This is a genomic window from Kitasatospora saccharophila (assembly GCF_039529925.1).
In the GTDB taxonomy this organism is placed as follows: Bacteria; Actinomycetota; Actinomycetes; order Streptomycetales; family Streptomycetaceae; genus Kitasatospora; species Kitasatospora saccharophila.
In genome coordinates, this window is the sequence record NZ_BAAANS010000108.1 from 1 (window position 1) to 14,164 (window position 14,164).

Annotated in this window: 15 protein-coding genes; 3 read left to right on the plus strand and 12 right to left on the minus strand. The window is 70.5% G+C overall.

Annotated features, from left to right (window positions below; genetic code table 11):
* Positions 1-196: 196 nt before the first annotated feature.
* Entirely contained in the window at positions 197-1,387 is a 1,191-nt protein-coding gene (locus ABD345_RS38485; protein ID WP_344559248.1) for an IS701 family transposase, read from the minus strand.
* An 81-nt stretch (positions 1,388-1,468) separates the two neighbouring features.
* Entirely contained in the window at positions 1,469-2,707 is a 1,239-nt protein-coding gene (locus tag ABD345_RS38490; RefSeq protein WP_344559250.1) for an IS110 family RNA-guided transposase, read from the minus strand.
* Between the two features lie 728 nt (positions 2,708-3,435).
* Between ABD345_RS38490 and ABD345_RS38495 the strand changes: the two genes are divergently transcribed.
* Positions 3,436-3,732: a hypothetical protein gene (locus ABD345_RS38495; protein ID WP_344559252.1), complete on the plus strand. Its 297-nt coding sequence runs from the start codon at positions 3,436-3,438 to the stop codon at positions 3,730-3,732.
* Positions 3,733-3,816: 84 nt separating this feature from the next.
* Here the strand turns inward: ABD345_RS38495 and ABD345_RS38500 are convergent, their stop codons facing one another.
* The 10 genes from ABD345_RS38500 to ABD345_RS38545 all read right to left on the minus strand — a co-directional run bounded on the left by ABD345_RS38500 (position 3,817) and on the right by ABD345_RS38545 (position 12,414).
* Positions 3,817-4,260, minus strand: coding sequence for a hypothetical protein (locus ABD345_RS38500; RefSeq protein ID WP_344559254.1), 444 nt, complete (start codon positions 4,258-4,260; stop codon positions 3,817-3,819).
* Entirely contained in the window at positions 4,257-4,799 is a 543-nt protein-coding gene (locus ABD345_RS38505; RefSeq protein WP_344559256.1) for a hypothetical protein, read from the minus strand. Before ABD345_RS38505 ends, ABD345_RS38500 begins: the two co-directional genes overlap by 4 nt.
* Positions 4,800-4,974: 175 nt before the next feature.
* Complete coding sequence (locus ABD345_RS38510) at positions 4,975-5,280, minus strand: hypothetical protein (RefSeq protein ID WP_344559259.1); 306 nt, start codon at positions 5,278-5,280, stop codon at positions 4,975-4,977.
* Positions 5,277-5,594 carry a hypothetical protein gene (locus ABD345_RS38515; RefSeq protein ID WP_344559261.1) on the minus strand — a complete coding sequence of 106 codons (318 nt, stop codon included), beginning with the start codon at positions 5,592-5,594 and terminating at the stop codon, positions 5,277-5,279. Before ABD345_RS38515 ends, ABD345_RS38510 begins: the two co-directional genes overlap by 4 nt.
* On the minus strand, positions 5,591-6,391 hold the full coding sequence (locus ABD345_RS38520) for a hypothetical protein (RefSeq protein ID WP_344559262.1): 801 nt from the start codon (positions 6,389-6,391) through the stop codon (positions 5,591-5,593). The genes ABD345_RS38515 and ABD345_RS38520 overlap by 4 nt, the downstream gene beginning before the upstream one ends.
* The gene (locus ABD345_RS38525; protein ID WP_344559264.1) at positions 6,388-7,155 is read right to left on the minus strand and encodes a hypothetical protein; all 768 of its coding nucleotides are present in this window, start codon (positions 7,153-7,155) and stop codon (positions 6,388-6,390) included. The genes ABD345_RS38520 and ABD345_RS38525 overlap by 4 nt, the downstream gene beginning before the upstream one ends.
* 146 nt (positions 7,156-7,301) lie before the next feature.
* A complete protein-coding gene (locus tag ABD345_RS38530) occupies positions 7,302-8,138 on the minus strand; it encodes a DciA family protein (RefSeq protein WP_344559266.1) in 837 nt (278 codons plus the stop codon).
* Positions 8,135-9,574: a transcriptional regulator gene (locus tag ABD345_RS38535; RefSeq protein ID WP_344559268.1), complete on the minus strand. Its 1,440-nt coding sequence runs from the start codon at positions 9,572-9,574 to the stop codon at positions 8,135-8,137. The genes ABD345_RS38530 and ABD345_RS38535 overlap by 4 nt, the downstream gene beginning before the upstream one ends.
* A 1,211-nt stretch (positions 9,575-10,785) precedes the next feature.
* On the minus strand, positions 10,786-11,637 hold the full coding sequence (locus tag ABD345_RS38540) for a GNAT family N-acetyltransferase (RefSeq protein ID WP_344559270.1): 852 nt from the start codon (positions 11,635-11,637) through the stop codon (positions 10,786-10,788).
* A complete protein-coding gene (locus ABD345_RS38545) occupies positions 11,638-12,414 on the minus strand; it encodes a GntR family transcriptional regulator (protein WP_344559272.1) in 777 nt (258 codons plus the stop codon).
* Between the two features lie 374 nt (positions 12,415-12,788).
* On the opposite strand from ABD345_RS38545, the gene ABD345_RS38550 reads away from it, so the two are divergent.
* Both ABD345_RS38550 and ABD345_RS38555 read left to right on the plus strand, forming a co-directional pair.
* A complete protein-coding gene (locus ABD345_RS38550; RefSeq protein ID WP_344559274.1) occupies positions 12,789-13,622 on the plus strand; it encodes a hypothetical protein in 834 nt (277 codons plus the stop codon).
* A 105-nt stretch (positions 13,623-13,727) separates the two neighbouring features.
* Positions 13,728-13,928, plus strand: a complete 201-nt coding sequence (locus tag ABD345_RS38555; protein WP_344559276.1) for a hypothetical protein — start codon at positions 13,728-13,730, stop codon at positions 13,926-13,928.
* Positions 13,929-14,164 lie beyond the last annotated feature (236 nt).

Here is a 14,164-nt window from a genome sequence, read left to right on the forward strand (position 1 = left end):
TCTTCCATGCGCCAGCTGCGGAGCGATCACCCGAACGAGGCTGATGCGTACGAAGGTTCGAGCAGCAGCCGTGTCCATCAGTTTGGGAATCGCTTCTAATGGCTGGTCCGGGCCTGTTGTTGGCGTCTGCGGCGCCATCGGGACCAGTGCAGGACGTGGCCTATGCTGCGGCGAACAGGCCGGGTGAGCTGCGTGATCAGCCGGCGGATCTCGGGGAGGGTGAGAGGTACCAGGTCTGGTGTTCGAGCAGGTCCGGCCCCTTTTCGAGCTGCTGGGCCCGCACGACGGTGAGGTAGGCGTGGGCGGCCATGGCCAGGGTGATGTGCCGGTACCAGCCCGGGTGGCGGCGGACCTGGTAGTCGTCGAGGCCGCACTGGCCTTTTGCGGTCTGGAAGCACTCCTCGATCGCCCAGCGGGCGCCCGCGACGGCGATCAGCTCGTTGAGTGTGGCCTCGGCTGGCGCGTAGGCGATGTAGTAGGCGACCTTCGTGGGATCGCTGATGCTGCGGCGGGCCAGGACCCAGTGCCTGCGGTCAGGACGGTGCCAGGGGCGGACCTCCACGCGAGCCCAGTCGTAGATCCGCAGGCCGTGGGCGCCCTCGCCGCAGGAGCGACGCTTCCACCTCTGCCGGGGCAGGTCGGCGACCAGGTCGTGCAGCCGATGGTCCATGGCTTGCCAGGTGACGACGGTGTCGTGGCTGGTGGTGGCCATGACGTGGAAGACGTCGGCCTGCTCGAGTTCGTAGCGCCAGCCCTTGCTGTAGCCGTAGCCGGCATCTGCGGTCACCCAACGGAACGGGATCTTGTCGTCGATCGCGCGGCGGACCATTGCCCGTGCGAGCTGGACCTTGGTGGCGAACTCGACCTCGTCGCCGATCCCGGCCGTTCGGCAGCGCACGCGGTCGTCGGTCCAGGACTTCGGCAGGTAGAGCGCCCGGTCGATCAACGTCCGACCCAGCTCGCTGGAGTAGGCAAGGAAGACTCCGACCTGGCAGTTCTCGGTCCGCCCTGCGGTGCCGGAGTACTGCCGCTGGACGCCGGCTGACTGCACTCCCTTCTTCAGGAAGCCGGTGTCGTCCACGATCAGCACGCCGCAGGGATCCGCCAGGTGCTCGACGACGTACTCGCGCACGTCGTCGAGCACCCTGTCGGCGTCCCAGTCGATGCGGTTCAGCAGCCTCTGGATCCGGTCCGGCCCGCCGTGGCCGGCCTCCTCCGCCACGGTCCAGCCGTTCTTGCGCTCCAACGGCGCCAGCAGGCCCCGCATGTAGGCCAGTGCCGACTCGCGCGACTCGCTCCGCGCGAACCGGTGAGCAAACCGCTCATGCAGCCCGGCCAGCCCGTCCGACCAGCGACGAGCATCGACCTCGGATATGTCCCCACCCATGAACGGCCCAACGAGCGAACCCAACAACCGTCACGGTAAGCACCGTTGCAGTACTAGATGCACCGAGCCTGCCTTTGATGGCTAGGCCGCCGCTGCGGCCAGTCCGTGTGGAATGGCGAAGGCGATCTGTTCGTCGAACGGCTGGCGGTTGTGGAGGCAGTAGTAGAGCTGGCCGAGGAGCCTGTTGAGGAGGTTGCGCTGGGCGGCGGCATGCCAGTCCCCCTTCTCGCGTCGGCGGCGGTAGTGGGCGTCGGCGCCGGGTGAGGTGCGGAGCGCGGAGAAGGCCCAGAGGAAGCCGGCGTGCAGGAGCCGGTTGTTCTTGACCATGCGGCGGCCGACGTAGCTCTTCTTGCCGGAGGCCCGGGTGATCGGGGCGGATCCGGCGTACGCCTTGAGGCTGCGGGCGTCGGCGAAGCGGGCCGGGTCGTCGCCGATCTCCGCGAGGAGGCGGGCGGCGAGCTGGACGCCGAGGCCGGGGAAGCTGAGATAGATCCCGGCGTCCGGGTGCTCGCGGAAGGCTTCCTCGACGGCGTCGGCGAGGTCGTCGGCGGCCCGGCAGGCGGCGCCGAGCTGTACCAGGAGGGCGAGGAGCTGCCGGCCGAGGGCGGCTTCGACGAGTTCGGGGTGGCGGGCGCGGTCGGCGCGGAAGACGTCGCGCAGGCGTTCGGCTTCGGTGTTGATGCCGCGGGTGCGGCCGGCACGCCGGAGCGCGGCGCGGATCTGGACGAGGGTGAGCTTGGCGGCTCGGGCCGGGGTGGGGGCGGTGGTGAGGACTTCGCGGGCGTCGGGGCGGGTGAGGCCGCCGGTCTTGTGCTGGAAGGCTTCCAGGGCGGCGGGGTAGTACTCGCGCAGGAGCGAACGGATCTGGTTGGCGAGCTGCTGGCGGTTCCAGACGGCGTCCTGCTGGGCGCGGGCGAGCACCGTGACGGCGCGGGCCTGCTCGGTGTCGGCGGGCAGCGGCCGGTGCATCGGCATGTCGGTGCGCAGGATGTTTGCCAGCACCAGGGCGTCGCCCGGGTCGGACTTCTTGCGGCTCACGCCGTGGCGGTCGCGGTAGCGGGCGGCGGCCAGCGGATTGATCGCGTACACCTGCCGGGTGCCGGTGCGCAGGACGGCGACCAGCAGGCCGCGGCCTGTCTCGATCGCCACCGGGACCGGTTCCTCGGGGCTGTCGCCGTACTCGGCGAGCAGGTCGAGCAGCAGCCGGTATCCGGCCGCGTCGTCGGTGATCCGACGTTTGGCCAGCAACTGGCCGGTGCCGTCGACCAGGGCGACGTCGTGGTGCGACTCGGCCCAGTCGATGCCGCAGAAGATCTCCATCCGATCCTCCCTGTGTTGCCTGTTTTCGCAGGTCACGAGCACATGCGGGTCACGCGGCGACCTAATCCCAGGACTCGGTGGTCCGCCATCTCAGTAGCCGTTCGTGACACCAGCGCGCTCCAGGGGCCCCCGTCTTCACCAGAGCTCGACGACTCGCGGAGAACAAGCAAGGGGTCGGCCCTGGAGCGGGCTCGCGCCACGACCACGACAACACGGTCACCGGCAGGCGTCGCGGCGGCCCGGTAAGCACCCATCGGCGCCGGCCTGTCTCAAGACCTCGCAGGTCGGTAGACACAAAGGCGTCCAGCCCGGCACCGGCCAGGACACCGCGACACCCACTCCGATCGTGATGGCGCCGCTCTGTCGCAAGACCTCACGGGCCAGGGGAGAGCCCAGGCATCCACCACGGCAAGCAACCCCAGAACAGCCCTTCCACCGGGCACGCTGGAACTGCCTACACATCGGATTAGGTGGACACAGGTAGACGCAGGTGAGGCCGAAAACTCTCCTACCAGGTAAAACAGGGGTATCAGGAGATAGATAAAACAGATCTATCGGGCAAATGGTGCGCGCGAGAGACAGATCACCGCCGATCCGCGTCCGCCTCTAAATGATCTATCTCCGCCGTCCCGGCACCTGTCTCCCGGAACCGGGTCAGTCGTACGGGCGGCCGCCCGGGTTACCCCTCCGGCCGTGACCTCGGCGCCCAGGCCGGTGTTGATCGGGAGGTGAGCACCTCTTCCACTGCCCGGCCGCTGGGCCTCGGCGCAGGTCTGACCGCCTTGATCCCCAATCCGGGCAGCAGCGGCAGCCCGGACCATCCAGTCCTCAGCACCGCCGGTGGCCGGGCTGCCGCGCGGCTGCTGCAGCTGCGCACCGTCGAGGTTCCGGTGCCGGTGGCCGCGGCCGCCGCCGAGCTCGTCGGGCTGCTGCTCGACGACGAGGACCCGGTCACCCGCCAGGCCGCGGCCGCGGTGCTGGAGCAGCTGAACGCCGCCGCCCGGACTGCCGGGGTCGACCTGTAGCAGCACGTCGGCGGCAATCCAGGCCGTGCGCTGAAGGGCCCGCGCCGCGGAGGTAAGAATTTCTTACCTCCGCGGCGCGGGCCCTCACTCCCGGCCGGTGACCGGGGAGGACCCGGTGCGGCGAAGGGTCCGGAGCCGGTTCAGCCGCTGGGCAACCACGTCGTACGCGCCGCCGGGCTGGCCCGGCCACCTCTCGGTGCGGTCCCAGTCGAAGCCGTCCGGAATCGCGTATCCGAGGTGGTCGCGCAGGTTCAGCGCGTCGTGCATCGCCCGGTCCCAGGCGCTGGCCGGTGGGAGGTTCAGGGGGCCGCCGGCGTGGATCGCCGCGCTCTCCAGAGCGGCGTGCATGCTGTCGAAGGCGAGGTGGAGCACCGCGGCGATCTCGCCGTGGTCGACGGGACCGTCGGTGGTGGGGTTGTGCCGGAGCAGAGAGCGGGCGAAGAGGCGGATCGCGTCGGCCAGCTGGTAGGCGGAGGCGGTCGGGACGGGCATCGACGCAGCAGCGAGTTGCTGCGGGTCGCCGGTCACGGCTGGAGGCCGGCTGCGGCTGCGAGTCGGTGGACGTTCATCAAGGGCTGGAGGGGGCCGGGCTTCCAGCCGGTGGCGTCCTGGATGAAGCCGCTGCCGGGGTCCTGGTCGCGACGGTCGGCCACGGGCAGGCGCAGCCAGTTGAGGCGCTCGCCGGTGGTGCTGTGGACCGGGTGGGTGTAGTGGGTGAGGAAGTCCTCGTGGGGGGTGAGGGTCTGCTGGAAGGGGCTGCGTTCGTAGTGCGGGGCGTACTCGGCGATGCCGACTCCGGTGGGGGTGCTGATGGTCCAGGTAATGTGGACGTCGCCGGGCTGGTAGCGGGTGGGGTGCTGGTTGTGGAGGTGGTCGGCCATCTCGTCGGTCCACTGGTGCCACAGTGTCAGTGCGTCGGCGTCCGCGGGTGCGTGGTCGCGGAAGGTCCGCTCGTTGTCCGCTTCCCAGCGCAGGACCAGTTCGTGGGCGTTGGGGTAGTTGTTCCTGTTCGCGTTGAACAGCCAGACGGTGCCTGCGGGGTAGGGGTGGGGTTGGGCCTGGCGCACGACGGTGTGCTCCTTTCGACCGGATCGGGGACGTCCTGGGCAGCAGCATCGGGGAAGGCCCGGCAGGAGTGCCTGAGAGATCGCCGGATTGCCCTCTGCCGGGTGACCTCCGCGTGGCCCCGGGTGACCTGCATCTGCTTCGTAAGCTGGTGGCCGGGCGGGTGGTGGCGGCGGGTCAGGGCCCGGCGATGACCCAGGTGATGAACACCGCGGACATCGAGGAGTGGAAACGGTAGACGAGGCTGATGCGGTCGCCGGTGTCGGCGGCCGGGTCGGTGCGGGCGGTGTAGTCGTCGACCTCGGGGTCGGTGCCGCCGGGGACAGGGATGCCGAGGCGCGGGTGGACGGCGCGGCGCTCGATCAGCTTCTCCACCGCGTCCAGCTCGCCAGGCTGCAGGGCGGCGAGGGCGTGCTCGGCGGCGGCGGGCAGGAAGACGTGCAGCGGGGCCGGGGCCGGCTGCTGGTCGGGTTGGTCGGTCACCGGTCGCCGCCCGTGGCGCGCAGGCGGGCGAACACGTCGGCGGCCGAGTTCCACTTCTGGCCGCCGATGGGCGCGGCCAGGGAGTCCATCGCGTCCGGATTGGTGCGCAGCAGCAGGCGGTGGCGGTAGGTGGCGGCGACCTCGGTGACGGCGGCGAGGTCGCCGATCGGGGAGGCGTCGAGGGCGGCGGCCAGGTCCTTCTCGAACTGCTCGCGGTCGCCGGGCAGGCCGTACCTGCTGAGGGCGGTGCGGAGTTCGTGCAGGGTGGCCGGCCGGGGCGCGGCCGCGGCCTGGTGGTCGGGCTGGGTGGTCACCTGGTCCTCCTCGATGACGGCGGGCGATGCGCGGTGGCAAGGGCGGCGGATCGCGCCTGCGCGAACTCGGCCAGCTTGGCACGGGTCGCTTCGGCGATCCGGGTGGGGTGGGCGGCCGGCAGCGGAATTCGGTCCAGCAGCAGGTACGCGGGAGGGGAATGCGAGGGGCCGTCGAGGAACCACTCGTGGTCGTAGAAGTACAGCCGCCACTCCTGGCCCTGGTGGCGGAGCTGAACGAAGCCCTGGTGCTCGGGGTGCTCGGGGTCTTCGAAGGCCGTGACGCCGCTGCCGGGGACGACCAAGTCGGGAAGGAGTTCGGCGACCTGCTCCAGCACCTCGACGTACGTGGTGGGCACGGTGCGCAGCAGGGGTACGGCGGAGAACTCGGCGAAGAGGTGGTCGGCGGTTTCCGGGGACGGCTGCAGCTTGAACAGATCCAGCGCGAGGTCGAGCGGCTCCTGTGGATCGTCGCCGAACCGGGTGAGCTGTACTTCGCCTCGCCGCTCCATGGCCTCCAGGGCGTCGAGGAGGTGGCTCTTCGCCTGCTCGGCCTGGTGCTGGATCACGGTGAGAGCGGCGGCGATGGCTCCGGCCTGCTGGGGGGTCTGCACGGCCCACGGGGTGGTGAGCGCGGTGGAGATGCCCTCCACGCCGGTCAGGGCGGTGGCGGCGAGCCAGGCCGCGGCTTCCGGTCGGTCGGCCGCGGAGTTGGTGACCTCCTCGGCGGTGCAGCCGTCGTAGGTGTCGCCGAGGTCGGCCAGCAGTTCGCGCCAGGGCGCTGCCGGGGTGCCGCTCATGCGTCGGTGCCTTCCGGAGGGAGCGGGGCGGGGCTGTGGGGGCCGTGGACGGTGATGGTGTAGACGTCGTTCCACCGATCGTCGTTGTCCGCGTTGGGGCAGGAGGGTCCGCCTTCCTCTCCGAGCGCGATCCAGACTCCGGGCCAGGAGGGGTGGCCGTTGGTGAGGTACCGCCCGCAGCCGTCGCATGCCTGCACCGCGAACCCGCGCTCGCGGAGATCCGCGAACTGGGCGAAGGTGAGCTCGAGCCGGTCGTCGTTGACGTAGTTCATGACCGGGTAGAGCGGGCCGAAGGTGGTGCGCGCGTCGACTTCGTCCCAGCTGTCCATGCCGTCGGCCGTGGCGGTGGTCTGGTAGCCGAAGAGCGGGACGGGACCGTGGCCCTGCTCCTGGACGACGGTGATGCGCTCGACCGGGGTGCCGTCCGGGACGATGGACAGCAGGAACTCCTTGATGTGCTGGGCGGTTTCGTGGTTCGGGGCGGGGTGGTTCAGCCAGGCCGTGGCGATCATGTCCTGCAGGTCGATGTGCGGGTAGATGGTGTCCTGGATGACCGGTCCGTCAGCGGTGGCCAGTACCCGCCGGCGGAACTCGGTGTGTTCGGAGCTGGCGACCATCACCTCGTGGCCCTGGACGGCGGCTTTCACCGCGGCCGGGACGGTGGGGAAGTCCGTCAGGAAGCGGGCCCACTCCGGCAGCATGCCCTCCAGGTCTGGGGTCTGCTGCGGAGCCTGCACAGCGCGCAGGTTGCCGATCTCGTGCACGCTAGCGCTCGTTGTACTGGGATTCTGGGCCACGCGGGGTTCCTTCGCTCGATCGGACGGGGCAGTTCACGCTAGTAGCTGGACGGGAGGGCGTAGGGCCGTTCGGCATCACTCGGAGGGGTGAATCGCCGGCCGCCGGGCCCGGCTCAGGCGGCGCCGCTGAGGGTGCGCGGCAGCCGGGTGGGGTGCAGCGGGGTGGTGCCGCGGGCTGCCCGCTCCTCCCGGGCCCGGCGCTCGGCGATCGCCTGGGAGCTGGCGGCCGCGGCGGCGCGGGCAGTCGTCTCTTCCTGGTGGTCGCGGACGGCGACGGCCTCGGCGAACACGTCCTCCGGTTCGCGCTTGCTCAGCACGGCTTCGGTCTGGCGGGCGATCGCGGCGGCGACCACCGGGTCGATGCTGGCCTGCCTGGGCCGGATCGCGGCGAGGGCCTGGTGGTAGCCGGCGCTGGCGACGTCGTCGCGGGTGCGGGCCGGAGCCTCGGGCTGCGCGGCCGCGTGCTGCCGCTCGGCCGGCTGGCCGGGGCCGGTTGCGCTGGCCAGGGCGCGGGGCGGCAGCACCCGAAGATCCCGCACCACGGTCCGGCCGACCTTGCCGTTGATCCGGGCGACGAGCTGGCGGCCGAGCAGGCGCAGCTGGGTCGCGTAGGCGGCGCTGGCGGGCTGGAGGTCGAGGCGGCCGGTGGGCGGGTCGTAGTGCACGGGGGCGACCTTGCCGATGAGCTCGGGGGCGATGTCGGCCCACTGGTCGATGACGCCGCCGCCTGCGGTGGGCATCTCCCAGGCCCGGTCGGCGACGAGGCCGGCGAAGGCGGCACCGAGGCCGATCGGGTCGCGGCCGCCGGTGCGCACGGTGCGGCGGCGGGCGGGCCGGGCGGTGGCGCTGGCGCCGCCGGGGGCGTCGGCGCCGCGGGTGCGGGCGGCCTCCCGGGCGGCCTTGAGGGCGACGCGGGCCAGGTCGACGCCGCTGGTGGACGGCTCGGTCACGCGGACCTCCAGGGCTGGTGGATGACCATGCGGCCGGTGTGGCGCAGGCGCAGGACCTGGTCGACCAGGCCGTGGGTGTAGAGCCGGCGGGCGTAGTCCTCGCCGAACTCCCGGATCGCCATCAGGACCATCTCCGGGTCCTTCTGGCCGAGGGCGCGCAGCTCGATGACGTCCTCGCGGGTGAGCTGGGCGAGGTCGACCAGGCCGTCCTGGTCCTGGGCGAACAGCTCCAGCTCGCGAGCGTCCTGGGTGCCGGTCTGCCGAACTTGGGCGAACGCGGCGTCGACGAGGCGGCCCACCGCGCCGGTCGCCGGGGCCTGCCAGTCGGTCAGGGTCCACTCCGAGCTGGTGCGGTCGTGGCGGGCGCGGGCGGCGGAGCGGGAGTCGCGCCACTGCTCGACCTGGACGGCACGCTCGGCCGGGGTGCGCCAGCCGGGCATCTGCGTCATGCCACGCAGACGGTGGCCGAGCAGGCCGGTGGGCCGCCAGGTGCCGCGCTTGGGCGCCTCGACCATGGACAGCCAGGCCACGACCTCCTCCGCGCTCCAGCCCGCGTCGGCCACCTCCTTAACCATCCACGCGACCCGGGGCACCAGGGCGCGGCGCAGCCACGGCACCTGGCGCACCAGCTCTGCGGCCAGCTGGAACCGGCGTCCGACTTTGTTGAGCGGGCGAGGGGCCCGGCCCGGCTGCTTGGTGGACTTCTTCGCGGCGCTGGACTTCGGCTTCCCGCTTGCGAGGTCTGTCTCGGAGGGAAGGTGAGTCAAACCGTCAGTAGGAGAAGTACAGCAACCACCCCCCATTGGGGTGCAACGGCAGACTGCTGCTGAGGCGGTGTCAGCGGCCTGTGAAACGTGGGACTGGACGGCATCCGAGGGACCCTGACCGGCCGTCAGCGGGGCCTTCGCGGACGGCTTCGGCCGGGCCGCGCGGACCTTGCGCGAGGCCCGCTTGCCCAGCAGAGCCATCGCCGCCCGCCCGGCCTCCGCGATCCCCACCACCCGCCGACCGCTGCCCTCCCCCGCGACCCGCACGCCCAGGGCGACGTCGAACTCGAGCGGGACCACCCGGACGAACTCGCTCGCCTTCGCCTTCTCCCCGCGGACCCGGGTCCCCTTCGCGACGTAGGCGAGCAGGCCGGACTCGCGCAGCATGTCCAGCTGGTACTGCGCGGTCCGCTCCGTCACACCCAGCCGCCGCGCCAGGTAGTCCACCCCGGGACGGCACGGCGACAGCTCCATCAGCAGCTGCGCGGTACGGATCGCAGTACGGCCCATCTCCCGCGGCCCGTGCGAACGCGACGGCCGGTAGCAGCCCGACGCCACCACCCAGTGCACCGCCTGCATCCACGAATACGGGTCCAGCACGACCCGCCCCCGCGTCGTCGCCGCCCACTGCTCCGCCGCCGGCACCAGCAGCCGCGGCAACACCGGCACGCACGGAACGAACCGCCGCGCCGCCCGCGACACCGGAACCGCGGAGACGTCGACCGTCTCCCCGCGCTGGCCGGGAACCTGCGGCGCGGCCGGATCTACACCCGGGAGGCCGTCTACGACACCCCCGACACGTTCACCCGAAGGTGTGATGTGCATCACATAGCTACTGGGGTGGGTGGTGTCCCCGACAACCGGTCCGACAACCGGTCCCCCGACAGAACCCAAGGCTGGAGGGGGGAGAACTCTCCTCCCCCCCTCCCGGCCGCCGTCGATCATGATCGAACCAGCGGAGCCCACCGCGCCGACCGGCGAACCGTGTGACTGGAAAGGCATCCTGACCTGCTGCAAAATGACAACGCTCCCTACTGCTAGATGGGAAAGCACGGCACCCCCCAGGGGGTGCTCACAAGAAGCACCCCCTGCGGGTGTGGACACACAGCCCCCTCACGGGGGCGAAAACCAATCAGCGACCTCCAGTTCTCAGTTCTTCTCGGGACCTGTGTTGCGGGTTGGGTGCAGCCGAGGCCCTTGCAGGGGCTCCGACTGCGGTAGTGCAAGGCCCTGGAAACGGGGCCGGGTTGCTGGCCTCTTGCAGGAGGCCGGTGGTGCGTCCCCTTTCGGGGGGTCGTGCAAGTGGTTCTGGTGAACCGGTAGTACCGCTGGTGACCGGGTGGAAAGCCCGATCCCCAGCAACCCGCTCAACGGTTGGGAGACCTGAGAGCGGGGCGGAGCAGGTGGCCGCGTTGACCCGGGTGGAAAGTCCGGAGAGCGGCCGGCGGCGCTAGACCCGTGGAACGGTCAGCACCGGACGATGGCCTAGGTCACGGAACACCCCCACCAAGGGGGCCGCCGTGACCGGCCACGCACACAGAGACGGCACCCCGCCGGAGCGAGACCCGGAGATTTCCCGGTCGACTCCACGGCGGGGTGCCGTGCGCATGAGGGGGCCAGACGCGGGTACCCTGCATCACGTCACCACCCTCTTCGTGGTTGACCGGGACGGGCCCCTGGCAGGGGGCGCCGATCCACTTAACCGCCGTCCGGTCCGTCAGGGCCGGGCGGCGGAGTGCGTTTTGGATCACTGTCGGAGCTAGCGTACCCCTGTGGACAACTCGAAGAGTAGCCGCCAGCTCACCGTGTCGATCCGATGAGATGACGATTGCGCAGGACGACAACCTCTGCCCCCTCCTCCATCGTCTGTGCACTACGAGTTACTTGGCCGGCCACGACTCGATGGGTCGTCGCGGCGCCGAAGACCAGGCGAGGTCGGACGGATCTGGCAGCGTTGCCGCCTTGGTCTTTGCCGCGTCGACGGACCTGACTGCGGCCTTCATGCCTCGGTCGAGATCGACCAGGTTCTCCTGAACATCGTCGTACGCCCATCGAACGACTCCTGTTGCTGGGGTTGACGTGGCGTCGAAGGAGGAACGAAGCCGCGTCACCCGCTTCGCCAGCTCGTCGACCTCAGCCTGGATGGCAGCCAACTCGGCATTGAGATCACTCGGCAGAGGCGTCTGGATGGCGGGCAGGAGGCACTCGGGATGCAGTACGGTCCCGGCCTGTCGCTGTCCGAGCCAACCGCTGAGACGGTGGCTTGGTGCCTCAGTCCGGACGTGCGCGAACCCGTTCTTCTCGTAGTACTTCTGCAGGCCCTTGTTGTTACGCCAGACGTCGAGACGGAGCCACGCCTTGCCCTCAGCGGCTGCGATCACCGAGGCCCAGTCAAGAATCCGCGCGCCGAGATGATTGCCCGCTTCGGCCCTGGAGACGATCAACTTGTAGATGTAGAAGGCGCTGTGCGGGTCGTCGGTCTCGTTCCAGAAGTCCATGTCGGCCCGCCCGCGGCTAACGGTCGCGGCGATCCGGCCGGAGCCGTTGAGGACCACCCAGATGCTGCCCAGCTCGATCCTCTTGAGCCAGCTCTGCATGGCTCGCTCACCGAGATCAGGGTCAGACCACTGGTCGATGCCCATCTCGGCGAGCCACTGCTCCGCCTCAGTGCGCATCTCCATCAGGGTCGGCACATCGTCGGGCGTGGCCAAGCGAACTTGGTAGGCGCTCATTCAGATCTCCATCTCGTACACGAGGATGTTCAGGTCGCCGGGCGCGATGGTGACCATCGCGCGAACCGGCGTGTTGTCAGGGCCGAAGCCAACGCGCACGTGTTGGGCGACGGGCGTACCAGCTGGCAGGTCCAACTGCGTGATCTCGGCAAGCGTCGGCATCCGGGATGTGATTTCGTCACGAATTCGGATCTGTGGCTGGCCGATGGCCGCGAGGATGCCGCCGGCCATTGTGACGTCGTGTGGCTCCATCAATGGCGTGCCGAGTGCAACCGAGGCGGGGAACCAACTGTCGGCGATCTGGTAGGGCTCGCCGTCGACAAGCCGGAGTCGGCGGCGGGACACGGCGAGGGCACCAGCTTCGAGTTGCAACCACTGCGCCACGGACGGCGGGGGGGCCTCGCCCGGTTCCTCGGTAACGCTGATCAGCCGTTGCTCCGGGACCCGCCCCTGCTCGACCACGCTGGCCTTCCAGTCGTCCAAACCGGTGAGGACGTCGTCTCGTCGGTTGCCACGTTCGAAGGCGCTCAGCTCCCACTTGAGCGGGTTGACCCGACGGACGAAAACACCAGCCCCCTGGCGGCTGACCACAACGCCATCGCTCTTCAATAGCCCAACCACGCGGGCGATCGCCTGCGCACTAATGCCGTAGTGATCGACGAGGAACCGAGTCGACGGCAGCTTGCCGGACTCGCCGAACTCGCCGGCCTCGATGCGTCGGCGCAGGTCGGCGGCAACATCGGGCACCCGGGGTGAGGTGGAGGGACTCGTCGTCATGGCAGCACAGTAGCTGACTTCTCATGAGAAGTCAGCTACTGAGGACTCTTGCGTGACGAACAGTCAACTCTCTTGAAGCGCAACAAGGCTTCTCATGAGAAGTCATTGACGGGTGGTCAACTCTCCCGTAGCGTCTTCCTCGTCGGAACTTCTCATGAGAAGTTCAGCGGCCGTCCTACCTACTTCCTGGACGCCGCACGACCTGCAGTCGCCGCCCGAGTGGGCGCAGGGTAGCTCCACCAAACCCCCGCGACTGCCCGCAGCGCCGATGCGCTGTCCGCTCGCCAGGGCGCCGGAACTCCCGGTTGGCCTGGCGGACGGAGAGAGCAACGCGACGCAGCCCTCATCTCCCTCCACACTCACGAGGAGTCTCGATGACCACCCCGACCGCGCCCCTCTCGGCCAAGCGCAAGACCAAGACCCGCACGACGACCGTCTCCGCCCGGCCGGCCCTGCTCCTGTCGGAGCTGCCGCTCACGGCCGTAGACCGCGTGCCCCGCTTCGACCGCCTGGCCTGCCCCGAGTGCGGGACCTGGTGCCCCCTCACCACCCACAAGGGCACCAAGCAGCTCAAGCTCGTCCCGCACCACACCACGAAGGCCGGCACCCCCGGTGCCCGCCGCTGCGGCAACAGCAACCGGCTGTTCACCATCGACATCCCGTTGGTGGTCTGGCAGGCCCGGCGCGCCGAGGCCGTCGCCGACGTCGCCGCCCGCCGCCCGACCACCGTCTTGAAGAAGGTGAAGACGCCGGTTGTTCCGGCGCTTCACCAGCTCACCCCGGCCGCGCCGACCGCCGATACCGCCCGCCGCACCTACGAGGCGCACCGCTCCCGCTGCGCGGCCTGCACCGGCCACGCGCACTGCACCGACGGCTTGCGCCTGGAGGATGACCTGCGGGTCGCGCTGTACCGGGAGCCGGAGCGCCTCGCGGCCCAGGCCCGCGCCGAGCAGGAGCAGCGGGCCGCCAAGCCGGAGCAGGCCAAGAAGCGGCTGGAGCGTCGGGCCGAGGAGTGGTCCGCCGCGCGGGTGGACGCCCTGATCGAGAAGCGCCGTTGGGCCCAGTTCGAGCACTTCACCGGCGACCTCGTCGAGCCGATCCGGGGCGCGGCGGTGCCGAAGGGCGCCCGCCCGATCGGCACGGTGCGCAGCGCGGACGATGTGCTGGACGAGAACCCCATCCGCAAGAACCAGCAGCTCTCCGCCTGACCAGGGCACCGCACCGGGCCGGTCCCGGTTCCAGAACTGAACAGCACACCAGCCCGCGGCGGCCCGGACTTCCGGGTCGCCGCTTCGCATCTCCGGAGGTTTTCCGTGCGTTACGCCACCATCGCCCGCGAGCTGCTCCCGCTGCTGGCCCGGGCGCTCGCTGTGCCGGAGCCCCGTCCGGCCCGCGCCGCCGACGTCGACCAGCGGCGTACCCCGACCGAGGACCGGCTGGTCGCCGCCGCAAGCCCGCTGCGCTCCGGCCCCCGCTACCGGCCCCGGCGTCCGGCCGCCCTCGCCGCGGCCTGACCGCACGTCATCTTCTGCGACGCTGCCCGCCGCCGCCGTCCCCGCACCCGGGTACGGCGGCGACGGGGGGACGGCAGGAGCCGCTCCGTACAACAGCGACGGCCCTGGGAGGGCATTCCCGGGGCCGTCATCGTCGCCTTAGGGCTCGTATTCTGTTGTGATCATTCTGGGAAGTTGCCCTCGCGGCGCGGCCTGATCCGGTAGACCGTGTTCCGTGATGCGAGTGCAACTTTCCG